The sequence below is a fragment of the Prevotella sp. AM23-5 genome (genome assembly GCF_003473645.1).
Taxonomy (GTDB): Bacteria; Bacteroidota; Bacteroidia; order Bacteroidales; family Bacteroidaceae; genus Prevotella; species Prevotella copri_A.
This window is the reverse complement of sequence record NZ_QUCG01000022.1, coordinates 1-25,666: the sequence shown is the minus strand read 5'-3', so window position 1 is coordinate 25,666 and position 25,666 is coordinate 1. Positions and strand designations below refer to the sequence as shown.

Below are 25,666 nucleotides of genomic sequence, written 5' to 3'. Positions count from 1 at the left end.
TTATATCATCTGATAGTTTGTGGCATGAAACAGCGCTTCGGCAATGTTCTTCACGCCCATCTTGGCGAAAAGGTTGCGCTTGCAAGCCTTTATCGTATCCACCGACTTGCATAGTCGGTCGGCAATATCATTCATCGTGTAACCTTGGGCAGACAATCTCAAAACATCTCTCTCTGTCTCGCTCAAGGTTATGCCTTCTTTCTTTTCCCACTTGTGGCGCAATGTGGAATATTCAAAATAGCTACGCTCACCATTCTTCTGCATGATGATATGTCCCGGTTCATCGGTTGCTGCCAATGATACGGTGCAGAGGGCAAGCCAGATTCTTCCATCATCAGAAAGAAGTATCGGAGTAAGGTGATGATGAATCAATCGGCTATGCCTGCCATTGGTAAGATGAAAGTCGTACGAGATGGTATAGTCCAGACGGTCGCCCACAGGCAATTCATTGAAAAGATCAAAACCTTTCTTGTTCACTTCGAGCAGCATCTGCAGGTCGGCATCCGGAACATGGTCGATATACATCTGATAACCAGCCTCCATCAACTGCTCCGGTTCCAATCCGCAGAGATAAGCGAGGTTGTCTGATGCATAGATGAAGTCCTGATGAAAATAGTCGATGATATAGACACACTGGTAGGTGCTGCGGGCAAAGGCCTTTGCCGCATTCACCAATAATTCAATCTTATCGTAATCTTCTCTGTTGATATGATTCACCTCGTTGGAATGGAGGAAGAAATCGTCTTTTTCTTTATTCATAAGCTATTCTGAATATTACTCTTTCTATCTGTTCTCCGATTCATCAAGCCATCGGATCTCTTTTTAAATACGCTATTCGGATACAAAAGTACATATTTTTATTTGATTACAATTCTATTGGATTGTTTATTTACAGATAATTAACCATGAAAGCAGATAAAGCCACAGATACCATAGATATAAAAAACTCACCAAACACTTATTTTAAGATATTAGACAGAATTTTATGTTAAAAATTTGGTGATTAGAAAGAAAACTCGTATTTTTGCAGCATATATATTAATATTGATAGATATGGAGAAGAAACGAATTATAGAAGCAATGCACAATAGATTGCATGAGATTGATCCTCATGCAAAAGCTATCTTGTTTGGTTCCCACGCTAGAGGTACAGAACATGAAGGAAGTGATTGGGATGTATTGATTCTTCTAGACAAACCAAAAGTTACGCTTCAAGATTACGATAAGTACTCTTATCCACTAAGAGAATTAGGCTGGGATATTGATGAAATCATCAACCCTGTACTCTTCTCCCAAAAAGAATGGGAGAAGAACCATTATACCTTATTCAATCATAACGTAAATAAGGAAGGAATTGCAATATGACAAGGTGACAACTTTATCTTATTAACACAACTTAAAAATACAAAATCATGGGATGTTATTTAGCAATCGGGCTGAAGATAAAAACAGCCATTGGAAAGGAAGAAATATCGAAGCATCTTGACGAGATGCCACTCGAAGACATTTTCAAGGAGATAGAAAAAGAGTATCACCTTGAAGACATTTACGTTCGCCAAGAAACAGAGGATTATTATGTTTACACACTTGACGAAAAGTTGTTAGACAAAGAGTTCATCCCTTTCTTGGAGAAGTTCTATCAATTGCGTTACCAAGATGGCAACAACTATGATGCTCCTGATGTATTGGAAGAACTTAATAGTATTCCTAACACTTCATCTCGCTTAGCTTTACTAAGCAAGAAAAGCTTCCAAACTTATCAAATAGGAAGCGATAATGACTACCATCGGGTAAATGGTAGTTGGAACCACGAAGTACCAATCTATAATACTTATGCCATTTTGAGTTTGGATGGCAAGATAATAATGGAATGTTATAACGGAGTATTCAAATTCTTGCGTCGTTGCATCATAGCACAACTGCCAGAGTTCAAGCTATCAAAAGCTTTAAGCATTTGGATTGATGGATAAAATGATATAACAAATAAAGACATCCCTTACCATAAGCCTTTGATATTCAACGAAATCAAAGATTTATGGTGAAGGATATTTGTATTAGAGATCGTTACTTACTACCTTTTCTTCGGTTGCATTCTCTGCAAAGCATCTGGCAATTCTTAACCTCTGTTCTTCCACCTTCACGCCAAGACGTAATATGGTCGCCCTCCATGAATTGGTAATCGAACTCTTTGCCGCAAATGGCACATTTATGGTTCTGCTTTTCCCATACGGCAAGCTTTATCTTGTCGGGAAAAGCACGGAGGTCGAGGTAATGCTCATCACCTGTCAAAACATACGGGATGATGCCTTGCTGTTTTTGGATTTCATCATCTCCTATCAAGTCGATGATCTGCTTTTCCATCGCCTTGATATCGAGTACCTTCTCATGATATTCGTCATAGAATTTTGCCCAATCCAAGCCCTTCATGATTTTCTTAAATTTCTTCATGTTGAAGGTATCCATAGCCCAACGCAATACGCTCTGGAAATAAGTCCATAGAGGCATGGCATTGATGTCATGCTGATGTAGGCTCATATAACCAACGGCAGACTGAGGTTTGCCATTGCGAGTTTCGTGGTCTGCCATCCACTCCAAGGCTTTCTTGAAAAAGTCTTGGCGAATAGGCGAACCATTCACCAAGTCTTTACCCAAACGATATGCAGCACAATTGGTCTTGGAGAAATGCTTCTTGGCATCGCTCACAAATGGGCCTGCATAGACGGCATTCCTTATTTCTTGCTCATTCAAAGGCTTACCGGCAATATTTATAGTCTTGAACCATTCCAACTTCTCCGATTCTTCTCCCTCGCAGACATAAACGGTCAATTTATAGTCGAGAATCTTCTTCCGAATATCTGCAGGTTGATTGAAGAAGTTCTTGAAATCAAAAGAGAACTTTCCTGCCACATACTCACATAGAGACAAAGTACGCTGTTGACCATCCATCACCTCGTATGGGCATTCTGCATCATTGCTCCTTTTTACCCAATACATGATATTGAGGGGATAATTATGCAAGACGGTATTAATAACTGCACATTGCTCTTGCTCATTATAAATGAACTCACGCTGATAAGGTGGACGAATATCCAAGAGGCCATTATATCCTCTTACTCCTTGTTCGTCATTATTAATGTAACCCTTGGTGATTTCGCCAACGGTTATTTTCATTTCTTCTATCTTTAACATGATGCTTGCGGATGTTTGTTACGGATGAATATTCTTTGGAAAGCGACTTTTGGCTTGCCACTTTTGTCATTATATACGATTCTTACCATATTTGCTGTATTGTGCCCAGTACCACCTGCCGCTCTATACCGATTTATCCAATCCTGCCCCAAAGGTTGCACACCTAACATTTTACATAAATCTGTACTGCTATTAGAGCCAACTATATCAAATTGGTCTGGACAATACTTATCCAAAAAAGTAATAGGTACGCCCATAATTCCGGGATAATCAAATGGAATGTCTGTAGTTTTTCCAACCTCTATTGCATTATAATTTTCATAACGAGGGTATTCATCTGGAGAATATCGGCATACTAAATCCATTTCTTCACTACGTTTTGGTATTTCTAAATTTGTAAACCAAGTAACACCAGAAACCCGAATCATATCCTTTTTGTGGTCTCCAGCCGTAGCCGTATCTTCATAAGGAGAAAAGAAATGAGCAGCGGCTCCTTTAAAACCATATCCCCACCAAATTTTATTTTCTTGAAATAAAGGAAAAATCTCCTTACAACCTATTGATTTTTGACTACCAATTATCAAGAACTTTTTCTTATACTCCATCAACTGTCCAATATACTCACGAAACAAAGAGAAAGGAGGATTGGTAACGACAATATCAGCTTCTTTTAATAATTCTATACATTCCTGCGAACGGAAATCACCTGTCTTTAAAATCGACAATACATTCCTGTCACTCTTCAAGAGATATTGAACATCTGATAAATCGACAGCCCCATCGCCATTCTCGTCTTTCACTTCCGTAATCTCCACCTTATAGGCAATCTTCTTTGGTTCGTCATCATCGAAGCCATCGAAATGAATTGCCAGCTCATTGCCTGTTACAGGCGAACCATTGTAACAGGTGCAGATAAGTTTCTTTAATCCTAACTGATTGAATCGAAGAGCGAAATACTTGAAAAAGTTGCTTTCGTAAGGGTCGTCACAGTTGCAGAGCACCACCTTTCCACGGAAGTGCTTCCAATAATGTTGCAACTCTCGTTCTATATCAGAAAGCTGAGTATAGAATTCATCTTTCTTTGCCACCTTAGCGGCATTCAAATTCTTGTTTGCCATAATGCTTGATTGTTAGTTATACGATACAATAAGTGCATACAACTATCAATCACGCCAAGACGCAAAAAGGGCGTGATGCTCTTATTGCGTTCAGCTATGAGGCAGCCTCGGAATGGAAACCTCAATCAACCCATAAGAATGCACCACGCCTATGGCGTAGATGCATTGCTAAATATACGGTTGATTAAGGCACCCCATACCGAATGCCTTATCACAATTATTCCTTGTTACGTTATTTCCAATAAGTTTCCGAGGCTTTTGGCTGAACGCGAAATAATAGCGAATGCTTTTGTTTACCAACGATGTCTTGGAAATGGCTGTAGCCAAATCCATTTGCAAAGATACAACAATTTATTGAAACGAGCGCATCTTTCATCGAAAAACTTCTATTAAATCATGCTTTTTTCTTCTTTAGATGCCTGCAAACAAAACAGCAATTAAAATTCCATTCTCCTTTCACAATTATCATAGTATACTCATAATCAGTTACTTAAGTGTGAAAGGAGAATTCTGCACTCCAATAGAACTACTGCAATCAGGGGAAACGACAAAAGAACCAACTGCGCTTACCACCGCACCATTTACCTTGAGCTGAAACAACAATAATAATCAGCCGAAAGGACTATTAATATAAGGAGAAGGCAACTTAGTCTAAAGGAGAAAGCAACTATCACAAAAGGAATAGAAAAGGCTTCTTTGTATCGGATGACCCGGGTCATCCATATAGATGACGGGAGTGAGCCATATAGATGACCCGAGTCATCCATATAGACGACCTTAGTCATCCAGCCGATAAATCGCCTCTTTTCGCCTGCCAATATCTATCCCTCATCCTTCTAGTTACTATGCTTCATCCCAACATTCATAACAAAGACACCCACTATTCATTATCAAAATACCTGCTATTCACTATCAAGACGCTCATTATTCATTATCAAAACATCTATTATTGACTATACCAGATCCTTGCCCCACCTATACCATACTCATAAAAAGCAAGGCACATCGCCAAATTTAAGCTTAGCCATCAATTATCATCTCAAAATAAAGAAGTTTTTCCTTTCACACTTAACTCTCTCATTTTCAACGCAATCCGCATTCCGTGAAAGGAGATTTATTATCTACCTTAAATATTTTCAGCAAATTTATCCCCCTAAAATTGGGTGGATTCAAAAAAGTAGTACCTTTGCACCCGCTTAAGAAAACCAAGCTATAGTCATCAGACCGAATTTGAAGAGATGGTAGAGTGGTCGATCTATATCAATAACACCACTCATCCATATTAGTGCCATTTTTATTTGGTAGTTTAAGAATAAAAGATTACCTTTGTATCGCTAAACAGAAAGAAGAGAACGATGGCTATAAAATATGATCAGCAATTATACATAGGATACTCCAAGACATTCTACAATCTAAAGATTTTGGTAATATGTCAAACAAAGTAGATAAAAGAATAACTGAGCAAAGCTCGCTCTACGAACATCTGGAAAAGATGAGCGTGGAAGAACTCACCGCCCATATCAATGCTGAAAACAAGAAGGTGGCTGTGGCAATAGAACAAGCATTGCCTGCCATTAACCAACTGATTTCCGCCATCGAAGTGCAGCTGAAGAAGGGTGGAAGACTCTTCTATGCCGGTTGCGGAACAGGCGGAAGACTGGCTACACTCGATACCATCGAGGTGCAGAACACTTATGGCATCGACGGTTCACAGATACAGGCCATTTTCCCGGGAGGCATCGGCTGCCTTACCCAAACCAGGGAATCAAGAGAAGACGACCTGGAGAATGGCTGGCATCAGCTCTGCGACAAGCATATCTCAAAGCGTGATTTCGTGCTGGGCTTCTCGGCAAGCGGCACTACTCCCTTCGTGCTCGCCATCCTGAAACATTGCAAGGAGGAAGGCATTCCTACGGGGTGCATCGTCAACAATCCCCACGCTCCCATCGCCCAGGCTGCCGATTATCCCGTAGAAGTAATCACGGGACCGGAATTCGTGACAGGAAGTACCCGCATGAAAGCCGGTTCATCGCAGAAGATGATTCTGGATATGATCAGTACTTCTCTTCAGATAAGACAAGGACGGGTGGAAGGCAACAAGATGGTGAACGCCAAGCTTATCAATCATAAACTCATCGACCGCGCCTGCCGCATCTTCATGGAACGCAATCCGGAATATACGGATTACGAGAAAGTGAAGCAACTGATACTGAAAGCAGGAAGCGTGAAGAAGGCGGAAGACTTGCTGAAGAGTAAACGTAATTTAGATATTTAGATAGAGTTAGACAAAACTTCACCTTTATAAAATAGGAATATCAAGACTTCACCTTATATAATAATAGGACTATATGGCAAAGAAAGCAATTGTAATGGGTGCCACATCGGGCATCGGAATGGAAGTGGCGAAACTGCTTGCAGCAAAAGGATGGCAGGTAGGAATAGCCGGAAGAAGAATCGAAAGATTGCAGGCTCTGATTTCGCAGGGCGGCATTACCTGCTATCAGCAAATAGACGTAACTTCTACCGATGCTCCTGCCCAACTTCTCGAACTCATCGATAAGTTGGGAGGCATGGATCTCTACTTCCACAGTTCCGGCATTGGCTGGCAGAATAATACGCTGGATATAGAAAAGGAATTGAAGACCGTGGAAACAAACGGCTTGGGATTCACAAGAATGGTGGATACGGCATTCAACTGGTTTGCCGCCCAGTCTTCTACTCCAACCAATAAGAGTAAGCTTTCTGTTCCTGAAAGTAAGAAGAAGTCAAACCATGCCTATCAGAATTTCCGCATTGCCTGCATCACTTCCATCGCCGGGACCAAAGGTCTCGGTGCAGCCCCTGCCTACTCTGCCACCAAGCGATTCCAGAACCATTATCTGGAATGCCTGTCGCAGCAGGCACGGATGCGTCATCTCCGCATCGCCATCACAGATATCCGACCAGGTTTCGTAAAGACCGACCTCATCGCAGGCAGCAGTTATCCACTGCAGCTCAAACCGGAAGATGTGGCAAAGCATATCGTGAATGCCATCGAAAACGGAAAGGAAGTTAAGGTGATAGACTGGAGATATGATATCCTCGTCTTCCTCTGGCGACTCATTCCTAGATGGTTATGGACGAGATTGAGGATTACAACATAACAACTTTATTCCTTTCTGATGACAATCGTCTTGAACCAGTCTTTCAATACTCCAGCGTATTGATCCTGCGAATCAGACAGCAGGATGACAACCTGGGAACCATTTTCCAGCTTGGGTCCCAGACACATGCCTTCGTAATTGGCAAAGGAACGCTTGGAAAGAGACAAGCCGGTTTTCCATTCCGTGAGCAATTTCTTCTTCAAGAAAGGAGTATCTGATGAAATATTCTCTTTCATAGAAAAATTCTCAGAATTCAAAGGATTAATCTGATAGAGCTTACACTTGCAGAAAGCACCTATCTTGATCTTAGGAATAAATGCCTCACGCTCCAGAACCAGAAGCTGTCCATCGGGCAAGGCACAAAGCTCACTCACACCCATCACATAGATATCTGCTTTCTTATGGGTAGAAGGTTGATCCATCTGATAGGCATAGGTCATCATATAACGAGAGTCTTTCTTGCTATTCACTTGCTCGCTATACTCTTCCTTGTTACTATCTTCCTTCATCTTTCCCCAATCAAGCCTCATCAAACGAAGCTGATTGGCCAATCCGTTTTGAGGAGTAGCAGGCTGTCCGTCCTTGCGAAGCGTGCTCTCAGGTATTGTCCAGAGATACTGATGGACGGAATCAAAAGCCAGAGACTCAAAATTATAATTAGGATAAAATTCAGAAGAAGGCCATCTGCTTTCCCAAAGGTTCTGCGGATAGCCAACCTTGGCAGCATCCGCCGAAATAGGCAGAATAGGATACTCCTTTAAACGGCAATATCCTTCGCTTGCTATCACCAAGGTAGAATCAGAAACCTTCACGACGGCTTCGTGGTCAAAGCCTTTCTCCTGCCCTTGCCAAGGCTTACCGTCGTTCAGAGTTCCATCTGTTCTCTCGATAAACCCAAGGTTCTCTACCTGTTCCAGTTCGCCGGTCTTGGGATTCACCTGAATTCGGAAGTTGAAATACAGAGCACTATCCGACTTGTCGCTTACCACCGCATAGATATCATCATGCAGATGAGCAATGCCACTGTAGTTACCCGCAGCCACTGTCTTAGGAAAAGCCTTCTGGGAATTCTCTCTCACTACTTTCCAATCCTGTGCTCCAGCCAACAGACTGAATGCCAGGAAGATGGTCAGGATACTACAACGCAGCATAGGTAAGAACAAACTCCATGGTTAATTCGAAATCCACATGCGCCGTCTTTCTGCTCTTGAGATTCTCCACATCACACGACCAGTCTGCCATCGTATCAAATGGCTTTACCCGCATATCCTCAAACATCAGTTTTTCCTCTGAGAATAACTTGAAGACCGTTTCCTTGGCACACCAATGCACCAGCTTGGCATCCAGATCTTCCGCCTTCTCATCCTTTCGCAGGAATTTGGAAGCGATGCGCTCTACCCTATCGCTGAAGTATTCGATATCTACCGCCACTTCCTGATTCTTGGAAAGGATAAGCGCAGCATAACCCTTGGTATGCGAAACGCTGATATGATAACCACGGAACAATGGCTTGCCAGCCTCGTTGTGGGTAATGTCACCTGCATGAGAAAGCAAGCCCTTGGAAGCCCCGTTCGTCTTGAGCATCTCATACATTAATGCACGAATGGCAAGAAACTCCTGTTTCCTGCCATCGTTCTTATATTTCTCTTCCATCTGGGAACGGTAAGCCTGCAGAAGAGGATATGCTTCAAACAACTGTTCTACAGTCTCATCCATCTGCCATAAGCCGAGACTCACTCCCGGATAAACTTCTCGTATATTGACAACTGCCATACTATATAATCAAAATATTACAAATATAAGGAGGAGGAATTACTTGGAGGAATTCTCCTCTTCGTTTCTTACCGGATGTACCGTCACCTTAATCTTGCTGATGCGGCGCTCCTCGATATTCATCACCTCGAAAGTATAATTCTTATAATCTATCTTCTCGTGCATGCTTGGGAAATCACCCTTGATTTCCAAGAGCAGACCTGCCAGGGAATCTGCATCGCCCTCAACCTCCTCAAACTCTTCATCATCTACATTCAGAATCTTGCAGAAGTCTGAAAGCAAGGTCTTGCCTTCGAAGATAAATGTATTATAATTTAATTTCGAATAGAACTTCTCCTCCTCATCATATTCATCATTGATCTCGCCAACGATTTCCTCCAGGATATCCTCCAGGGTTACGATACCGGAAGTACCGCCAAACTCATCTACCACAATGGCGATATGAACCTTATTCTCCTGGAACTCGCGAAGCAGATCATCTATCTTCTTGGTTTCAGGAACGAAGTAAGGAGGACGGATCAGACTCTGCCAACGGAAGTTGGATGCCTTTGAAAGATGTGGTAATAAGTCTTTGATATACAATACACCACGAATATTATCCGTATTATCCTGATATACCGGAATACGACTGTAGTTGTTCTCTACAATACACTTCAACACCTCAGGATAGGTGCTGCGAATATCCAGGTCAACGATGTTCTGACGGGTGGTCATCACCTCCTTGGCTGTTTCATCACCAAATCGGATGATACCCTTCAGCATATTCTGTTCGTCCTTGATATCTTCCTTGTCGGTGAGTTCCAGAGCCTGTTCCAAATCATCCACACTCAGGACATGGTTTTCTTTCTGTATAATCTTTTCAGCAACGATTCCACTCTTCAGCAGTACATTCTCCAATGCCCAGAACACCTTGCGTGCAAACATAATGCCGCCCACACATCTACGGCAAAACTTGAGAGGATCCTGTCGGGCATAAACCTTAGGCATGATCTCTCCGAAGAGCAAAAGCAAGAATGTAAGGATTACCGTGATAATAAGGAACTGAAGCCAATAAGCTTTAGGACCAAACTCCACGATTCCGGCAAAAACATAGTTGAGGAGCATGATAATGGTGACATTCACAAAGTTATTGGTTATCAGAATGGTAGCCAATGTACGTTCTGAATCCTCACGCAACATCTGAATTTTCTTGTCACAGTCAGTTTTTTCGTCCTCCAGTTCCGCAATATCAGCTGGTGATAAACTAAAAAAAGCGATTTCGGAACCACTGGCAAAAGCTGACATACCAAGCAGGATAGCTGCCAATATAGCAGCTACAAAAACACCAGTAGATGGCTGCAAGAGCAGCACATCACTAAAAGCATCCGTTATGGTCGATATATCCAATTTCTGAGCTTAAAATTTAAAATGGTAAATCTTTGTTCTCAGTAGTCTCTGCAGGAGATGGGGTTGAAGATGAAGCAGGAGCTGAAGTTGGAGCTGAAGCTCCCGACCGCGAGGTCAGCATCTCCATATTATCAACGTATATCTCGGTGATATTATGTCGCTTACCCTGCTTGTCATCATAGAGTCGATAGCGGATCCGGCCTTCCACATAGAGTCGGTCGCCCTTGTGTACATACTTCTCCACCACCTTTGCAAGACCACGGAAGAACACGAGGTTATGCCAATCGGTATGATCTGGTACTTGCATACCATTAGCCAGGGTGTAACCTTTCTCCGTTGTCGCAAAAGACACTTGAGCTACCGCCTGATCTGCATCATAATAATGCACAACAGGTTCCTTGCCCACATTACCAATCAACATTACCTTATTCATAGTTTTCTAATAATTATCTTTTTACTTCCACATTCCCAGATAGCGGAAATGGAAATTCTTACCCTTAGCTGAAGGGAACTGACTACGAGAGTCAACTCTCTCCTTCAAGTGCTCTACAATACGAGTGTAGCAATCCAACCCCGACATAGCCTTGACATGAGCCACGAAGTGAGTATCTCGGTATTCAAACTTTCCCGTAGCAGGCACCATCACAACACGCTTGAAATCCAAAGATCCCTCGTACCAGCCAGCCAACTCCTGTGTAAGATTCAGCATCACAGGATTCTCCTGGCGTTCTGCAGGCGCAGACGAACGCAAGGCCTTCTTATCCTTGAAATCCTGCATCGTAGCAGCAGCCGTCTTGATAACAATGAAATAAATACGAGGACGAACTTTATAACGTTTAGGATAGCAAACATCGCTAGCGGCGTAATCTCTAATATCAGCCTCCAGCTCAGCATCCATACCAATTTCCGGGATACCTTTCAAAAAATCTATTGCTTCATCGACATTATTTACTAATGTCTCCTGATCGAAATATCTTAAATATAAATTCATAATAGGTATGTTTCTCTATTTTCAAATAAAATAGAGCGGAAAACGGGACTCGGACCCGCGACCCCAACCTTGGCAAGGTTGTGCTCTACCAACTGAGCTATTTCCGCCTAACAAAAATAATGAAAATGGTGAAGAGGAGGAGACTCGAACTCCCACGACACAATTGTCACTACCCCCTCAAAGTAGCGCGTCTACCAATTCCGCCACCTCTCCAACATTTAGATGCCATTTTGAACATCAGTGCCCAAGACAGGACTCGAACCTGCACGTTGTGAAACACACGCACCTGAAACGTGCGCGTCTACCAATTCCGCCACTTGGGCTCAAAAATACACACCCTTCTAACTAGATATGTAAAAGAATGGAGCGGAAAACGGGACTCGGACCCGCGACCCCAACCTTGGCAAGGTTGTGCTCTACCAACTGAGCTATTTCCGCTTGTACAACTTCAAGAAGTGAAGAGGAGGAGACTCGAACTCCCACGACACAATTGTCACTACCCCCTCAAAGTAGCGCGTCTACCAATTCCGCCACCTCTCCATTGTCTTGAAATTCCATACCTAATACAGAATGACATGTTGTCCAAAATGTTCGAGCGGAAAACGGGACTCGGACCCGCGACCCCAACCTTGGCAAGGTTGTGCTCTACCAACTGAGCTATTTCCGCTTATTTCCTAACTATCATAGGAGCGTTCCTCTGAATGCGAGTGCAAAAGTACTACATTTTTTTGAACCCACCAAATTTTTCAGCGTTTTTTTTATAAAAAATGCACATTTTTCTTCATTTTAGAGGAAAAACGTGCATTTTTAGGCGTATTTCAAGCATTATTCGTCCATTTTAGGGACAAACTTCATCAAATAACCAGTCATCAATCCATCCTGTCGCGATAGTCCTCATATCCAAATTCGCGCAAAATTTCCAAATTTCCGTCCAAATGTACGATTCCGATAGCCGGATGAGTGATGCCATTAAAGGTATTTGTCTTCACTGTGGTGTAGTGGAGCATGTCTTCAAAGATGACATTTTCGCCAATTTCCAGTTCATGATCGAATTTCCAGTACCCCATGAAGTCACCACTCAGGCAACTATTGCCACCTATTCTATATATATGTTCGCCCTCCGGAGCCTTCATCGGGTCTTCAACCTCCAAAGTTTCAGCATTTCTCACTGCCGGCATATATGGCATTTCGAGACAATCTGGCATGTGGCAGGTAAAACTGGCGTTAATAATCGCAGTCTTGATACCTTTATCTTCTACCACATCTACTACCTGGGTTACCAACGGACCAGTTTGCCATCCAAAGGCACTACCAGGCTCCAGGATAACCTTCAGATGAGGATAACGGGCATGAAATCCCTTTAATATATTAATAAGGTGTAAAACATCATAATCCTTGCGAGTCATCAAGTGACCACCTCCAAAGTTAATCCACTTCAACTGCGGGAACCATTTAGCAAACTTTTCCTCGATATGTGCCAATGTGCGCTCGAAGACATCTGCCCCACTCTCGCAATGGCAATGACAATGGAATCCCTCTATGTCGGAAGGCAAGGTTTCCGGCAACTTATCTGCCGATACGCCAAATCTGGTTCCCGGAGCACATGGATTATACAATAAGGTTTCCACTTCAGAATATTCAGGATTCACTCTCAATCCGTACTTGATTTCCGGATTTGCCAATCGGGCACGCTCATGATAACGCTCATACTGAGAAAGCGAGTTGAACGAAAGATGACTCGAGCAGCGGGCTATCTCATCAATCTCATAATCCGTATAAGCCGGCGAAAATGTATGCGCCGGACTTCCAAACTTCTCGAAAGCCAGTTTCGCCTCACTCAAAGAACTCGCCGTAGTAGAATGAATGTACTCTCTGAAAATCGGAAAAGTCTTCCACAGTGCATAAGCCTTGAAGGCAAGAATAATCTCCACATCGGCACGTTCTGCCACACTTTTGATAAGACTCAGGTTGCGTCTCAGTCTCTCCTCCTCCAAAACATAAATTGGGGTGTGAATCTCACAAAAAGTCGATAAATTTACTCTCATTTCTTGATAAATATTAATTTTATGGTGCAAAGATAGCTTTTTATCCCGATATAATTGCAGGATTGCGAAATTTTTAATACTTTTGCAGTATAAAATGCATTTTGACAATGAAATTAGCAATAATGACCAAGTCCACATTCTTTGTGGAGGAAGATAAAATACTCACCTCGTTGTTCGACGAGGGGATGGACAACCTGCATCTCTTCAAGCCAGGTTCATCGCCCATATACTCTGAGCGCTTGCTCACTTTATTGCCAGAAGACTACCGACGCAAGGTTACGGTTCACGACCATTATTACCTCAAGCAGGAATACGACTTGGCGGGAATACACATCGATGATCCTCTTGCTCCTGTCCCTGATGGCTACAAGGGCAAATACAGCCGCACCTGTACTGACCTATTAAAGCTGAAGGAGATGAAGAAGAAGTCAAACTATGTTTTTCTAAAAAACATATTCGACTGCATCGAATTCAAGGACGAGAAATCCTCATTCTCTACACAGCAGTTAGAGATGGCTGCAAAGGCTGGTCTCATAGACAAAAAGGTATACGCCCTGGGAGGCATGAGCCTGGAAAATCTCAAAATGGCCAAAGACCTGGGATTTGGAGGCGTGGTAATCTGCGGAGACATCTGGAACCGCTTTGATATCCATAATGAGACTGACTTCAAGGAGCTGATTCAGCATTTCGAAAGACTGAGAAAAGCTATCAGCTAAAAACCAGTTCGCAATGATTCATATATATATCATCTAGAATAATACATAACTATTAATACACGTAAACACTAAAGGAAATGAGTGACAAGAACTCTTATTTGGTATTCTCAGGTACTAACTCGAGATACCTTGCAGAGAAAATCTGCGCTAGTTTAGGTTGCCCACTGGGTAATTTGGTAGTAACCAAGTTTTCTGATGGTGAGTTTGGCGTTTCTTTCGAGGAATCTATCCGCGGTCGCGATGTATTCCTCGTGCAGAGCACCTTCCCTAATTCAGACAACTTGATGGAGTTACTTTTGATGATCGATGCTGCCAAGCGTGCATCAGCTCGCCACATCATCGCTGTTGTGCCTTACTTCGGTTGGGCTCGTCAGGATCGTAAGGACAAGCCACGTGTCAGCATCGGTGCTAAATTGGTTGCCGACTTGCTTAGCGTTGCCGGAATCGACCGCCTCATCACCATGGACCTCCATGCAGACCAGATTCAGGGCTTCTTCGATGTTCCAGTAGATCACCTCTATGCTTCTGGCGTTATCCTGCCATACCTGCAGAGCTTGCACCTCGAGGATATGGTAATTGCTTCTCCAGACGTAGGCGGTTCTAAGCGTGCCAACACTTATGCCAAGTACTTCGGTTGCCCTCTCGTACTTTGCAACAAGACTCGTGCTCGTGCAAATGTAGTTGCCAGCATGCAGATCATTGGTGATGTAAAGGACAAGAACGTAGTCATCATCGATGACATGGTTGATACCGCAGGTACTATCACAAAGGCTGCTGATATTATGAAGCAGGCTGGTGCTAAGACTGTTCGCGCTTGTGCTTCTCACTGCGTAATGAGTGGTCCTGCTTCGGAACGCGTACAGAATTCTGCTCTCGAGGAGATTGTTTTCACAGATTCAATCCCTTACACCAAGCGTTGCGACAAGGTTAAGCAGCTCACCATCGCTGATATGTTTGCTGAGACTATCCGCCGCGTAGAGGACAACGAGAGTATTTCTTCTCAGTATCTCGTATAATAATTCCCACATTATTATATATAAACAAAAAAAGGAGCCTTCCCTACTCTTCTTGAGCGGGAAGGCTCCTTTTCTTTTGTTTATTTTCTGATTCTTCTTCTATTTTCTGATTACAAAGAATACCCGGTTTTCTTTCTAATCCGAGAAAAGAAACAAAAAAAATCCTGCACCTCTATGCGAGATGCAGGATTCATTATATTTATATGATGCGAATAGAAATCCGCTATCCTATTAGTCCAACCACTTAACGTAGCAGAAGTCCTGACGATGTGGCAACTTCTCATTCTTAGGATACATACGAACGCCTGTCTTGAATGAACCAGCATTGATTGGCTCAATCTCAGCCTCGAATGTGAAGTTGTTGCCCTCATGACCAACCATCTTGAATGGATAAACAGCATAAATCTGCTTGCCATCCTCAGGCTGATCCTTCAATACAACAAGCTCCAAGCCTACTGCATCGTTCAACCCCTGCTCATCGATAACATACTGAACCTTGATCTTCTGACCTGTCTCAGCAGCCATCAACTTGCTGTCATCCTTAGATACTACGTGGATACCATCCCAACGCTCAGCAACGCTTTCCTTCCAGAGTGCAATCTCCTTAGCCAAAGCATTGTCGTTAGCGCTCAACTTCTTGAAGCGGGCAGCCTCCTTGTTGTAGAACTTATCATAGTAGTCATCCAACTGACGCTTCATAGTATAGTGAGGAGCGATAGTAGCGATAGAGTTCTTTACTACCTGGATCCACTCCTTGCTGAAGCCTTCCTTGTTCTTGTTATAGTACATTGGGATGATGTCGTTCTCCAAGAGGTTGTAGATAGTAGCAGCATCAAGCTGATCCTGGTAACCCTGGTTCTGGTATGTACGCTTCTCAGGAAGAGCCCAACCAGCACCCTCGCGGTAACCTTCTACCCACCAACCATCAAGTACAGAGAGGTTGACAACACCGTTCATCTCAGCCTTCTCGCCAGATGTACCAGAAGCCTCCAATGGACGTGTAGGAGTATTCATCCAGATATCAACACCTGAAACCAGGCGACGAGCCAAAGTCATATCGTAGTCCTCGAGGAAGATAATCTTGCCAAGGAACTCAGGACGCTGGCTGATTTCGAAGATTCTCTTAATCAAGCCCTGACCAGCACCATCAGCTGGGTGAGCCTTACCTGAGAAGAAGAACAATACTGGATGCTCTGGGTCGTTAACAATCTTAGCCAAGCGATCCAAGTCGGTGAAGAGCAAATGAGCACGCTTGTATGTAGCGAAACGACGGCAGAAACCGATCATCAGAGCGTTAGGATTGATACGCTCGAGCAAAGATACTACACGAGCAGGATCACCCTGGTTCTTCAACCATGTCTGTGTGAACTTCTCACGGATGTAAGCTACGAGCTTCTTCTTCAATGTCATACGGGTATTCCAGATTTCTGCATCTGAAACATTGTAGATAGCATGCCAGATTTCCTCGTTGCTCTGGTCGTTCATGAAGTTCTTGTCGAAATATGTATCATAGAGCTTACGCCACTCTGTTGCTGTCCAAGTTGGGAAGTGAACACCATTGGTTACATAACCTACGTGGTTCTCCTCTGGGAAGTAACCCTTCCAGATGTTAGAGAACATCTGCTGGCTTACCCAACCATGGAGCTTACTTACGCCGTTAACCTCCTGACAAGTATTGCAAGCGAAGGTAGAGAGACAGAAACGCTCGTTGTGATCGTCTGCATTCTCACGACCCATACCGATGAACTCATCCCAAGAGATACCAAGGCGCTGTGGATAGCCACCCATGTACTTACCGAAGAGAGCCTCGTCGAAGTAGTCGTGACCAGCTGGAACTGGAGTATGAACAGTATAGAGAGAAGAAGCGCGAACCAACTCGAGAGCCTGGTTGAAGTTCAAGCCATCCTCCTCGATGTAATCGCAGAGACGCTGCAGGTTGCAGAGTGCAGCATGACCCTCATTGCAGTGATAAATCTCCTTCTTGATGCCGAGTTTCTTCAAAGTCAAGATACCACCGATACCAAGCAAGATTTCCTGTTTCAAGCGATTCTCCCAGTCACCACCATAGAGTGAGTGAGTGATAGGACGGTCGAACTCTGAGTTCATATCATTATCTGTATCCAGGAGATACAACTTGATACGACCTACGTTCATCTGCCATACATAAGCGTGAACCTGATAGTTTGTATAAGGTACATCAATAACAACAGGGTTGCCATTCTCATCCAGAACACGTTCCAATGGAAGAGAATTAAAGTTCTGAGCATCATAATTGGCAATCTGCTGACCATCCATGCTCAAAGACTGCTTGAAATAACCATATCTGTAGAGGAAACCAACGGCACACATATCCACGTTGCTATCAGATGCCTCCTTCAAGTAGTCACCAGCAAGCATACCAAGACCACCAGAGTAGATTTTAACCACCTGGTTGATACCATACTCCATGCAGAAGTATGCTACAGAAGGACGCTTTGAGTTTGGCTTCACATCCATATACTCACGGAACATCTTGTAGACGTTCTTAACCTTAGCCATTGTCTCCTTATCCTTAACAATAGCCTCCTTACGATCGTAGCTCAAACGCTCCAAAAGCAATACTGGGTTAGCGTTGCATTTCTCGTACAAATCAGCATCGAGACTCTTAAACAAGTCACGACCCTCATAGTTCCATGCCCACCACATATTGTGAGCAATCTCGTCCAAGCACTTCAATTCCTTAGGAAGGCTAGACTTAATAGTAGTCTCCTTCCATTGAGGAGCATTAGCATAGTCTGCTTTAATTTTCATTGTGTTTCGATTTATATTAAACTATTTATATCTCATTAATTATATTGTGATTTCTCCCTATTAAGAGAGAGAATTCTTATTGCTTCATACGATTCTCTGCCTTACGCAATGCGAAGTCATAGGCATCGTAATAATACTCGATGAAATGCTTCCACAATGCCTTCTCAGAGAGTTTCTCGGCATTCTTGCGGCACTTGTTCACCTGAGTCTTGGTCATACCAGAATACTTGGCTACAGTATCCTTGATAGCATCAGCTACCTCTGAATAATTGTAGTCGGTACGCTTGATTACCTTCACACCATCCTCTATCTCGCTATAACTTCCCTTCTCTGAGTTCGCCCAAAGACCAAAGCCAGCCAAGTCGGTGGTGATACATGGCACCTTGAATGCAACAGCCTCCAATGGAGTATAACCCCATGGCTCATAATAAGAAGGATAGATGCAGAGATCATTACCCAAAACGACATCATAATAACTCTTGTTGATGATACCATCATCGCCAGTCAAATAGCAAGGCAAGAATATCAACTTAACCTTGTCTTCCTTGTTATTATGCATATTGAAGTACTTCAACATACCCAAGACATTGTCATGACTCATATTATGCAACCAATGGGTAATCTCCGGAACTTCAAGTGGAGTATCAAACTTCTTTCCACTTTCCAAACGCTCAAGAAGATCCTGACGTGGATCACCAACCCAACCAGGTACATCGATGAATGCCAAAACATTCTTCTTCAAATTGCTATCGCGAAGCAAACGGTTCATCGCCTCGATATAGACATCAATGCCCTTGTTGCGGAACTCGTAACGACCACTGGTGGAAACAATAAGTGTATCATCGTCCAAGTCGGTACCCATCAATGCATTAGCTACATCGAGCAAACGCTTTCTTGCCTCCTTACGTTTCTTGGTGAATGTAGAAGCTTTAGGTACAAAACTATTATCAAATCCGTTAGGTAATACATAGTCAACAGGCTTATCCAAGAGTTCCTTACACTCATTGGCTGTAATATCACTTACCGTAGTAAAGCAATCAACATACTTTGCGGTTTGCTTTTCAATTGAATGTTTGCTCTGCATATTGAGCTCCTGTGCCATCTGATCGCCATTATAGGCAAAAAGATAGTCATAGAGAGGCTTATTATTACCTGCAATACTGCGACCAATGCTAGTAGCATGTGTAGTAAATACAGTAGCAACTTCTGGCAAATACTTATTCACATAGAGCACGCCAAGACCGGTCATCCATTCATTTCCATGATAAATAACCTTCTTACCCTTGCCCACAACATGCTTATAGAAACTTTCTACAACCAATGCAGCAGCATAAGAGAACATGGATGCCTCATCATAATCACCATAAGCATGAAGACTATCCACTTGATAATCATTCCAAAGCTGGCCATAGATTTGGTCTTTCTGTTCAAAATAAGGTTGGAAATCTACCAAGACTGCCACAGGCTCACCAGGGATTTGCCATCTACCTACCTTTACATTCAAGCCCTCTTTAAGAGCTTCTGTTTTCCACTCCGCATAAAGCGTATCATCCTCAGAGAAATAAGGATTTACCTTCTCTCCCCAACAATCAGGACCAATAAATATGAGTCGGTCCTGTAGCTTTTCCGTAAGAGTCAAAGCTCGTGTCGACAAAACAGTGTATATACCACCAACTTTGTTACACACTTCCCAGCTAGACTCAAATATATAATCTGGAAATAATCTGTTCTTTTCCATATAAATATCAATAAAACACCGCAAATATAGGTAAATATTTGCAAAAAAACAAATATATCTCATTAAAATCATAAAAAAAATAATATTTTCTTGATTTAAATGAATAACTTTGTGCAGTTAATAGAATTTTATATATGAAAAGAAGATTTTTAATAACATTATTGTGCCTTATCAGCATAGTATGCATGGCACAAAACGATAGTACTTTATTCAAAGGTAAACTGACTAACAAGGAGTTGAACGTCTATATGAGCATCGACTTCTACCACAAGAATCTCAAAGTTCCGGGGCAGGAAGTGTTTGGAGAGATGCCTGGTTACTTTGGAGATAGACTGGATAGCAGAAAATGGCTGATCACTGATGCGGATGTAGATGGCAAGATAGCTCACCTCTCCATTATTAATGATTATGGAAGCGAAGATCTTGTGGCTGACCTAGTTTTACTCTCAGATGGCACTTACGAGCTCCAGCAAAAAGAAGGAAGCAGCATCAAGATTGCGCGAAATCGTAAATGGGTTAAAATTCCTAAGAAATTGGTATTCATCAAGGAGAATTAATACCCAAGAGAAAATGGAATATACTTATACCTAAAGAGCAAAATTGTTGCGCTTTTTAAGGCTCATATTTTTCATATTTTCAGGCAATCATACAGTTCGCCAAAAATACGAGAAATATGAGCCTCTTTATTATGTTAAATAGAAGGTGAATAAACAAAAAACCTCGATTACAGGACGTAATCGAGGTTAAAATAAATAAAAGAAGGCGGCTACCTACTCTCCCGCATTGCATTGCAGTACCATCGGCGCAAGTGAGCTTAACTTCTCTGTTCGGAATGGGAAGAGGTGGGACCTCACCGCAATAACCACCTGATAATGGGGTATGACGTATTTGCACACAAGCAAACTGTATTTGATCGTAAAGAACCACCGTCCCTCTCGATTCAATCGGGAGTCAACAGCTGAAACTATGAACTTTCTAAAGAAAGTGTTCGGGCAATTAGTAATGCTCGGCTTTGACATCGCTGTCTTTACACCTGCATCCTATCAACGTCATCGTCTCTGACGACCCTCAATGGAGTTCTCATCTTGCGGCTGGCTTCGCACTTAGATGCTTTCAGCGCTTATCCAATCCAGACTCAGATACCCAGCGGTGCGCCTGGCGGCACAACTGGTAAACCGGAGGTCTGTCCATCACGGTCCTCTCGTACTAGTGACGGCACCACTCAAAACTCCCACGCCCACGATAGATAGAGACCGAACTGTCTCACGACGTTCTGAACCCAGCTCGCGTGCCACTTTAATGGGCGAACAGCCCAACCCTTGGGACCTTCTCCAGCCCCAGGATGTGACGAGCCGACATCGAGGTGCCAAACCACCCCGTCGATATGAGCTCTTGGGGGGGATCAGCCTGTTATCCCCGGAGTACCTTTTATCCTTTGAGCGACGGAGTTTCCATACACATCCGCCGGATCACTATGCCCCAGTTTCCTGCCTGCTCGGCATGTCTGCCTCCCAGTCAAGCGCCCTTATGCCATTGCACTCTTTGAGGTCGGTTACCAATCGACCCGAGGGCACCTTTGGAAGCCTCCGTTACGCTTTTGGAGGCGACCACCCCAGTCAAACTACCCACCAAGCAGTGTCCGCGTAATCACGCGTTAGACCTCAGACAGCCAAAGGGCCGTATTTCAAGGATGGCTCCACGAAAGCTGGCGCTCCCGCTTCAAAGCCTCCGGCCTATCCTACACATCGGATGACCAAGGTCAATGCTAAGCTGTAGTAAAGGTTCACGGGGTCTTTTCGTCCCATCGCGGGTAATCGGCATCTTCACCGATACTACAATTTCACTGAGCTCATGGTTGAGACAGCGTCCGGATCATTACACCATTCGTGCAGGTCGGAACTTACCCGACAAGGAATTTCGCTACCTTAGGACCGTTATAGTTACGGCCGCCGTTTACCGGGGCTTCAATTCAATGCTTCCTCTTGCGAGTGACATCTCCTCTTAACCTTCCGGCACCGGGCAGGTGTCAGGCTGTATACCTCATCTTTCGAGTTTGCACAGCCCTGTGTTTTTGTTAAACAGTTGCCTGGACCTATTCTCTGCGCCTCGCTCATCACGAGGACCCTTTATCCCGAAGTTACAGGGTCAATTTGCCTAGTTCCTTAACCATGAATCTCTCAACGCCTTAGTATGTTCTACCCGACCACGTGTGTCCGTTTGCGGTACGGGTGCCGCATGGGTTAAGCTTAGCGGATTTTCTCGGGAGTATGATTACCCACACTATCAGATTCCTCCGAGGAGGACTCCGTACTCTCAAGTTCAGCTCGGATGGTGGATTTGCCTGCCATCCTCAACACCTACACCCTTCAACGGGGACTTCCGTCGCCCCGCGGTGGTTTCACTGCTCCGTCTCCACGTCGCCCCATGCGGCAGTGACGGAATATTAACCGTCTCTGCCATCGCCATCGCCGTTCGGCTTAGACTTAGGACCCGACTGACCCCGGGCTGATTGGCATTGCCCGGGAAACCTTGGTCTTACAGCGGGAGGGAATCTAACCCTCCTTATCGTTACTTATTCCTACATTTGCTTTACTCACCGCTCCAGGATAACTTACGTACACCATTCGACGCTGTGAGTATGCTCCCCTACCGATACTTTTAAAATTGCTATCCCGCGCCTTCGGTGTCTGCCTTATACCCGATTATTATCCATGCCCGGACCCTCGACTAGTGAGCTGTTACGCACTCTTTGAATGAATGGCTGCTTCCAAGCCAACATCCTAGCTGTCATAGGGACCAGACTTCGTTAGACTAACTCAGGCAGAACTCCGGGACCTTAGACGGCGGTCTGGATTCTTCTCCTCTCGGGGACGGACCTTAGCACCCGCCCCCTTACTGCCGGACTGCAGACCGTGAGCATTCGGAGTTCGTCAGGACTCGATAGGCGGTGAAGCCCTCTTGTCCTATCGGTCGCTCTACCTCTCACGGTGACCATCCGACGCGGCACCTAAATGCCTTTCGGGGAGTACGAGCTATCTCCAAGTTTGATTGGCCTTTCACTCCTACACTCGGCTCATCCAGAAGCTTTTCAACGCTTATTGGTGCGGACCTCCATCCCGTGTTACCGGGACTTCATCCTGGCCAAGTGTAGATCACTTGGTTTCGCGTCTACCCCCACTGACTGTGCGCCCTATTCAGGCTCGCTTTCACTGCGGCTACGTGTCTCGTGACACTCAACCTCGCCAGTGACGGTAACTCGTAGGATCATTATGCAAAAGGAACGCCGTCACATCGTAAGATGCTCCGACCGCTTGTAGGCGCATGGTTTCAGGAACTATTTCACTCCCCTGCTCGGGGTTCTTTTCACCTTTCCTTCACAGTACTCGTTCGCTATCGGTCTCACGGGAGTATTTAGCCTTACCGGATGGTCCCGGCAGATTCGCGCAGGATTCCTCGTGTCCCGCGTTACTCAGGATACCGCTATGCTGCATTTCGCTTCACATACTGGACTATCACCGTCTATGGTCACATTTTCCAAAGTGTTCTGTTCACGATTTGCATACAATGTCGCGGTCCTACAACCCCAGCAACGCCTTGCGACGCCACTGGTTTGGGCTGTTCCCCGTTCGCTCGCCACTACTGGGGGAATCATTCATTTATTTTCTCTTCCTGCAGGTACTAAGATGTTTCAGTTCCCTGCGTTAGCTCTAACACTTAAGTGCTAGTAACCGTCCTTCAGACGGCTAGGTTGTCCCATTCGGAAATCTCCGGATCAAAGGTTATTTGCACCTACCCGAAGCTTATCGCAGCTTATCACGTCCTTCATCGCCTCCGTGAGCCTAGGCATCCGCCATACGCCCTTTCTTACTTTCTTTACGACTGTATTCTTGTTACTCGTTTCCGGATAACGAATAAGTAGCTCATACTTTCAGCTGTATTCTAACTTGTGAAATCTCATCTTGCGATTTGATTCACTTTAGTCTGAACTAAAGTTCATTACTTACAGTTTTGCTTGTGTCAATATGTCAAAGATCTTATGTCAATTCATAACCAAAAAGGTTGTTGACTTGGTGGAGAATAACGGATTCGAACCGTTGACCCCCTGCGTGCAAAGCAGGTGCTCTAGCCAACTGAGCTAATCCCCCAAGTCGAGATATCAATTGAGAAGTAGTCCCAGGCAGATTTGAACTGCCGACCTCCACATTATCAGTGTGGCGCTCTAACCAACTGAGCTATAGGACTGTGTTGGTAAAGAGTAGCATCTCTGCCGAACATTCTCTATCTCTTATTTAATTAAACAGATGGTGCGTACAAGAAGAGAAGCGAACTTTTAATCAGATTCCTATATCTTCATAGGAAATTCGTCTCTCCAGAAAGGAGGTGTTCCAGCCGCACCTTCCGGTACGGCTACCTTGTTACGACTTAGCCCCAATTACCAGTTTCGCCCTAGGCCGCTCCTTACGGTCACGGACTTTAGGCGCCCCCGGCTTTCATGGCTTGACGGGCGGTGTGTACAAGGCCCGGGAACGTATTCACCGCGCCATGGCTGATGCGCGATTACTAGCGAATCCAGCTTCGTGGGGTCGGGTTGCAGACCCCAGTCCGAACTGAGACAGGCTTTAAGGATTAGATGCGCTTTGCAGAACACCATCTCTCTGTACCTGCCATTGTAACACGTGTGTAGCCCCGGACGTAAGGGCCGTGCTGATTTGACGTCATCCCCACCTTCCTCACACCTTACGGTGGCAGTGTCCCCAGAGTGCCCAGCTTAACCTGATGGCAACTAAGGAGAGGGGTTGCGCTCGTTATGGCACTTAAGCCGACACCTCACGGCACGAGCTGACGACAACCATGCAGCACCTTCACAGAGACCCCGAAGGGCGTCATTGTCTCCAAATCCTTCCTCTGCAATTCAAGCCCGGGTAAGGTTCCTCGCGTATCATCGAATTAAACCACATGTTCCTCCGCTTGTGCGGGCCCCCGTCAATTCCTTTGAGTTTCACCGTTGCCGGCGTACTCCCCAGGTGGGATGCTTAATGCTTTCGCTTGGCCGCTGACCTATTCAGACCAACAGCGGGCATCCATCGTTTACCGTGCGGACTACCAGGGTATCTAATCCTGTTCGATACCCGCACTTTCGAGCTTCAGCGTCAGTTGCGCTCCAGTGAGCTGCCTTCGCAATCGGAGTTCTTCGTGATATCTAAGCATTTCACCGCTACACCACGAATTCCGCCCACTTTGTGCGTACTCAAGGAAACCAGTTCGCGCTGCAGTGCAGATGTTGAGCATCTACATTTCACAACACGCTTAATCTCCGGCCTACGCTCCCTTTAAACCCAATAAATCCGGATAACGCCCGGACCTTCCGTATTACCGCGGCTGCTGGCACGGAATTAGCCGGTCCTTATTCATAAGGTACATGCAAAAAGTCTCACGAGACTCACTTTATTCCCTTATAAAAGCAGTTTACAACCCATAGGGCCGTCATCCTGCACGCTACTTGGCTGGTTCAGGCTCTCGCCCATTGACCAATATTCCTCACTGCTGCCTCCCGTAGGAGTTTGGACCGTGTCTCAGTTCCAATGTGGGGGACCTTCCTCTCAGAACCCCTACTGATCGTCGCCTTGGTGGGCCGTTACCCCGCCAACAAGCTAATCAGACGCATCCCCATCCATCACCGATAAATCTTTAATCTCATTCAGATGTCTTCTTGAGATATCATTGGGTATTAGTCTTACTTTCGCAAGGTTATCCCCAAGTG

18 protein-coding genes, 8 tRNA genes and 3 rRNA genes are annotated in these 25,666 nt (G+C 44.4%); 7 read left to right on the top strand and 22 right to left on the bottom strand.

Annotated elements, in window-relative coordinates:
• The gene (locus DW657_RS07255; RefSeq protein WP_118311970.1) at window positions 1-759 is read right to left on the bottom strand and encodes a helix-turn-helix transcriptional regulator; all 759 of its coding nucleotides are present in this window, start codon (window positions 757-759) and stop codon (window positions 1-3) included.
• 294 nt (window positions 760-1,053) lie between these two features.
• Between DW657_RS07255 and DW657_RS07250 the strand changes: the two genes are divergently transcribed.
• Together DW657_RS07250 and DW657_RS07245 are read left to right on the top strand one after the other, a co-directional pair.
• Window positions 1,054-1,365 (top strand): nucleotidyltransferase domain-containing protein, encoded by a 312-nt coding sequence (locus tag DW657_RS07250; RefSeq protein WP_118311969.1) that lies wholly within the window; start codon window positions 1,054-1,056, stop codon window positions 1,363-1,365.
• A 47-nt stretch (window positions 1,366-1,412) separates the two neighbouring features.
• Window positions 1,413-1,970, top strand: a complete 558-nt coding sequence (locus tag DW657_RS07245) for a hypothetical protein (RefSeq protein ID WP_118311968.1) — start codon at window positions 1,413-1,415, stop codon at window positions 1,968-1,970.
• Window positions 1,971-2,064: 94 nt separating this feature from the next.
• Here the strand turns inward: DW657_RS07245 and DW657_RS07240 are convergent, their stop codons facing one another.
• Window positions 2,065-3,171, bottom strand: coding sequence for a DUF262 domain-containing protein (locus DW657_RS07240; protein WP_233546652.1), 1,107 nt, complete (start codon window positions 3,169-3,171; stop codon window positions 2,065-2,067).
• 11 nt (window positions 3,172-3,182) lie between these two features.
• The gene (locus DW657_RS07235) at window positions 3,183-4,307 is read right to left on the bottom strand and encodes an adenine-specific methyltransferase EcoRI family protein (RefSeq protein ID WP_118311966.1); all 1,125 of its coding nucleotides are present in this window, start codon (window positions 4,305-4,307) and stop codon (window positions 3,183-3,185) included.
• A 1,429-nt stretch (window positions 4,308-5,736) separates the two neighbouring features.
• Between DW657_RS07235 and DW657_RS07230 the strand changes: the two genes are divergently transcribed.
• Both DW657_RS07230 and DW657_RS07225 read left to right on the top strand, forming a co-directional pair.
• On the top strand, window positions 5,737-6,582 hold the full coding sequence (locus tag DW657_RS07230) for an N-acetylmuramic acid 6-phosphate etherase (RefSeq protein WP_118311965.1): 846 nt from the start codon (window positions 5,737-5,739) through the stop codon (window positions 6,580-6,582).
• A gap of 73 nt (window positions 6,583-6,655) precedes the next feature.
• Window positions 6,656-7,450: an SDR family oxidoreductase gene (locus DW657_RS07225; RefSeq protein WP_118311964.1), complete on the top strand. Its 795-nt coding sequence runs from the start codon at window positions 6,656-6,658 to the stop codon at window positions 7,448-7,450.
• Between the two features lie 5 nt (window positions 7,451-7,455).
• Here the strand turns inward: DW657_RS07225 and DW657_RS07220 are convergent, their stop codons facing one another.
• The 12 genes from DW657_RS07220 to nspC form a co-directional block, all read right to left on the bottom strand.
• Window positions 7,456-8,601, bottom strand: a complete 1,146-nt coding sequence (locus DW657_RS07220) for an esterase-like activity of phytase family protein (protein WP_118311963.1) — start codon at window positions 8,599-8,601, stop codon at window positions 7,456-7,458.
• Entirely contained in the window at window positions 8,588-9,223 is a 636-nt protein-coding gene (locus DW657_RS07215; RefSeq protein WP_118311962.1) for a 4'-phosphopantetheinyl transferase family protein, read from the bottom strand. Before DW657_RS07215 ends, DW657_RS07220 begins: the two co-directional genes overlap by 14 nt.
• Window positions 9,224-9,262: 39 nt before the next feature.
• On the bottom strand, window positions 9,263-10,609 hold the full coding sequence (gene gldE, locus DW657_RS07210) for a gliding motility-associated protein GldE (RefSeq protein WP_089544505.1): 1,347 nt from the start codon (window positions 10,607-10,609) through the stop codon (window positions 9,263-9,265).
• Between the two features lie 16 nt (window positions 10,610-10,625).
• Complete coding sequence (locus DW657_RS07205; RefSeq protein WP_118311961.1) at window positions 10,626-11,042, bottom strand: single-stranded DNA-binding protein; 417 nt, start codon at window positions 11,040-11,042, stop codon at window positions 10,626-10,628.
• 21 nt (window positions 11,043-11,063) lie between these two features.
• A complete protein-coding gene (locus tag DW657_RS07200) occupies window positions 11,064-11,600 on the bottom strand; it encodes a hypothetical protein (RefSeq protein WP_089544503.1) in 537 nt (178 codons plus the stop codon).
• Window positions 11,601-11,634: 34 nt separating this feature from the next.
• Window positions 11,635-11,707: transfer RNA gene (locus tag DW657_RS07195), tRNA-Gly, on the bottom strand.
• Between the two features lie 19 nt (window positions 11,708-11,726).
• Window positions 11,727-11,813, bottom strand: a tRNA-Leu gene (locus DW657_RS07190).
• 28 nt (window positions 11,814-11,841) lie between these two features.
• Window positions 11,842-11,923: transfer RNA gene (locus DW657_RS07185), tRNA-Leu, on the bottom strand.
• 39 nt (window positions 11,924-11,962) lie between these two features.
• A tRNA-Gly gene (locus DW657_RS07180) sits at window positions 11,963-12,038 on the bottom strand.
• Between the two features lie 18 nt (window positions 12,039-12,056).
• Window positions 12,057-12,140, bottom strand: a tRNA-Leu gene (locus tag DW657_RS07175).
• A 54-nt stretch (window positions 12,141-12,194) separates the two neighbouring features.
• Window positions 12,195-12,267, bottom strand: a tRNA-Gly gene (locus DW657_RS07170).
• Window positions 12,268-12,469: 202 nt separating this feature from the next.
• Window positions 12,470-13,645 (bottom strand): carboxynorspermidine decarboxylase, encoded by a 1,176-nt coding sequence (gene nspC / locus DW657_RS07165; protein WP_089544502.1) that lies wholly within the window; start codon window positions 13,643-13,645, stop codon window positions 12,470-12,472.
• A 107-nt stretch (window positions 13,646-13,752) separates the two neighbouring features.
• On the opposite strand from nspC, the gene DW657_RS07160 reads away from it, so the two are divergent.
• Both DW657_RS07160 and DW657_RS07155 read left to right on the top strand, forming a co-directional pair.
• Complete coding sequence (locus tag DW657_RS07160) at window positions 13,753-14,361, top strand: thiamine phosphate synthase (protein ID WP_089544501.1); 609 nt, start codon at window positions 13,753-13,755, stop codon at window positions 14,359-14,361.
• Between the two features lie 77 nt (window positions 14,362-14,438).
• Window positions 14,439-15,377 carry a ribose-phosphate pyrophosphokinase gene (locus DW657_RS07155; RefSeq protein ID WP_117663660.1) on the top strand — a complete coding sequence of 313 codons (939 nt, stop codon included), beginning with the start codon at window positions 14,439-14,441 and terminating at the stop codon, window positions 15,375-15,377.
• 231 nt (window positions 15,378-15,608) lie between these two features.
• Here DW657_RS07155 and glgP read toward each other — a convergent pair whose 3' ends face one another.
• Both glgP and DW657_RS07145 read right to left on the bottom strand, forming a co-directional pair.
• Window positions 15,609-18,167, bottom strand: coding sequence for an alpha-glucan family phosphorylase (gene glgP, locus DW657_RS07150; RefSeq protein WP_117663661.1), 2,559 nt, complete (start codon window positions 18,165-18,167; stop codon window positions 15,609-15,611).
• 76 nt (window positions 18,168-18,243) lie between these two features.
• Window positions 18,244-19,905 carry a glycogen/starch synthase gene (locus tag DW657_RS07145; protein ID WP_118311960.1) on the bottom strand — a complete coding sequence of 554 codons (1,662 nt, stop codon included), beginning with the start codon at window positions 19,903-19,905 and terminating at the stop codon, window positions 18,244-18,246.
• A gap of 134 nt (window positions 19,906-20,039) precedes the next feature.
• Here DW657_RS07145 and DW657_RS07140 point away from each other — a divergent pair, with 134 nt between their 5' ends.
• Window positions 20,040-20,462, top strand: coding sequence for a hypothetical protein (locus DW657_RS07140; protein ID WP_118311959.1), 423 nt, complete (start codon window positions 20,040-20,042; stop codon window positions 20,460-20,462).
• A 200-nt stretch (window positions 20,463-20,662) separates the two neighbouring features.
• Here the strand turns inward: DW657_RS07140 and rrf are convergent.
• The 5 genes from rrf to DW657_RS07115 all read right to left on the bottom strand — a co-directional run.
• A 5S ribosomal RNA gene (rrf, locus tag DW657_RS07135) occupies window positions 20,663-20,775 on the bottom strand.
• A gap of 106 nt (window positions 20,776-20,881) precedes the next feature.
• Window positions 20,882-23,779, bottom strand: a 23S ribosomal RNA gene (locus tag DW657_RS07130).
• 194 nt (window positions 23,780-23,973) lie between these two features.
• Window positions 23,974-24,050 (bottom strand) — tRNA-Ala (locus tag DW657_RS07125).
• A gap of 23 nt (window positions 24,051-24,073) precedes the next feature.
• Window positions 24,074-24,147 (bottom strand) — tRNA-Ile (locus DW657_RS07120).
• Between the two features lie 131 nt (window positions 24,148-24,278).
• Window positions 24,279-25,666 (bottom strand): 16S ribosomal RNA (locus DW657_RS07115); the annotation flags it as partial.

Coding starts and splice junctions, on each gene's coding strand:
- DW657_RS07255 (WP_118311970.1), bottom strand. CDS start 759: ATGAATAAAGAAAAAGACGATTTCTTCCTCCATTCCAACGAGGTGAAT.
- DW657_RS07250 (WP_118311969.1), top strand. CDS start 1,054: ATGGAGAAGAAACGAATTATAGAAGCAATGCACAATAGATTGCATGAG.
- DW657_RS07245 (WP_118311968.1), top strand. CDS start 1,413: ATGGGATGTTATTTAGCAATCGGGCTGAAGATAAAAACAGCCATTGGA.
- DW657_RS07240 (WP_233546652.1), bottom strand. CDS start 3,171: ATGAAAATAACCGTTGGCGAAATCACCAAGGGTTACATTAATAATGAC.
- DW657_RS07235 (WP_118311966.1), bottom strand. CDS start 4,307: ATGGCAAACAAGAATTTGAATGCCGCTAAGGTGGCAAAGAAAGATGAA.
- DW657_RS07230 (WP_118311965.1), top strand. CDS start 5,737: ATGTCAAACAAAGTAGATAAAAGAATAACTGAGCAAAGCTCGCTCTAC.
- DW657_RS07225 (WP_118311964.1), top strand. CDS start 6,656: ATGGCAAAGAAAGCAATTGTAATGGGTGCCACATCGGGCATCGGAATG.
- DW657_RS07220 (WP_118311963.1), bottom strand. CDS start 8,601: ATGCTGCGTTGTAGTATCCTGACCATCTTCCTGGCATTCAGTCTGTTG.
- DW657_RS07215 (WP_118311962.1), bottom strand. CDS start 9,223: ATGGCAGTTGTCAATATACGAGAAGTTTATCCGGGAGTGAGTCTCGGC.
- DW657_RS07205 (WP_118311961.1), bottom strand. CDS start 11,042: ATGAATAAGGTAATGTTGATTGGTAATGTGGGCAAGGAACCTGTTGTG.
- DW657_RS07200 (WP_089544503.1), bottom strand. CDS start 11,600: ATGAATTTATATTTAAGATATTTCGATCAGGAGACATTAGTAAATAAT.
- nspC (WP_089544502.1), bottom strand. CDS start 13,645: ATGAGAGTAAATTTATCGACTTTTTGTGAGATTCACACCCCAATTTAT.
- DW657_RS07160 (WP_089544501.1), top strand. CDS start 13,753: ATGAAATTAGCAATAATGACCAAGTCCACATTCTTTGTGGAGGAAGAT.
- DW657_RS07155 (WP_117663660.1), top strand. CDS start 14,439: ATGAGTGACAAGAACTCTTATTTGGTATTCTCAGGTACTAACTCGAGA.
- glgP (WP_117663661.1), bottom strand. CDS start 18,167: ATGAAAATTAAAGCAGACTATGCTAATGCTCCTCAATGGAAGGAGACT.
- DW657_RS07145 (WP_118311960.1), bottom strand. CDS start 19,905: ATGGAAAAGAACAGATTATTTCCAGATTATATATTTGAGTCTAGCTGG.
- DW657_RS07140 (WP_118311959.1), top strand. CDS start 20,040: ATGAAAAGAAGATTTTTAATAACATTATTGTGCCTTATCAGCATAGTA.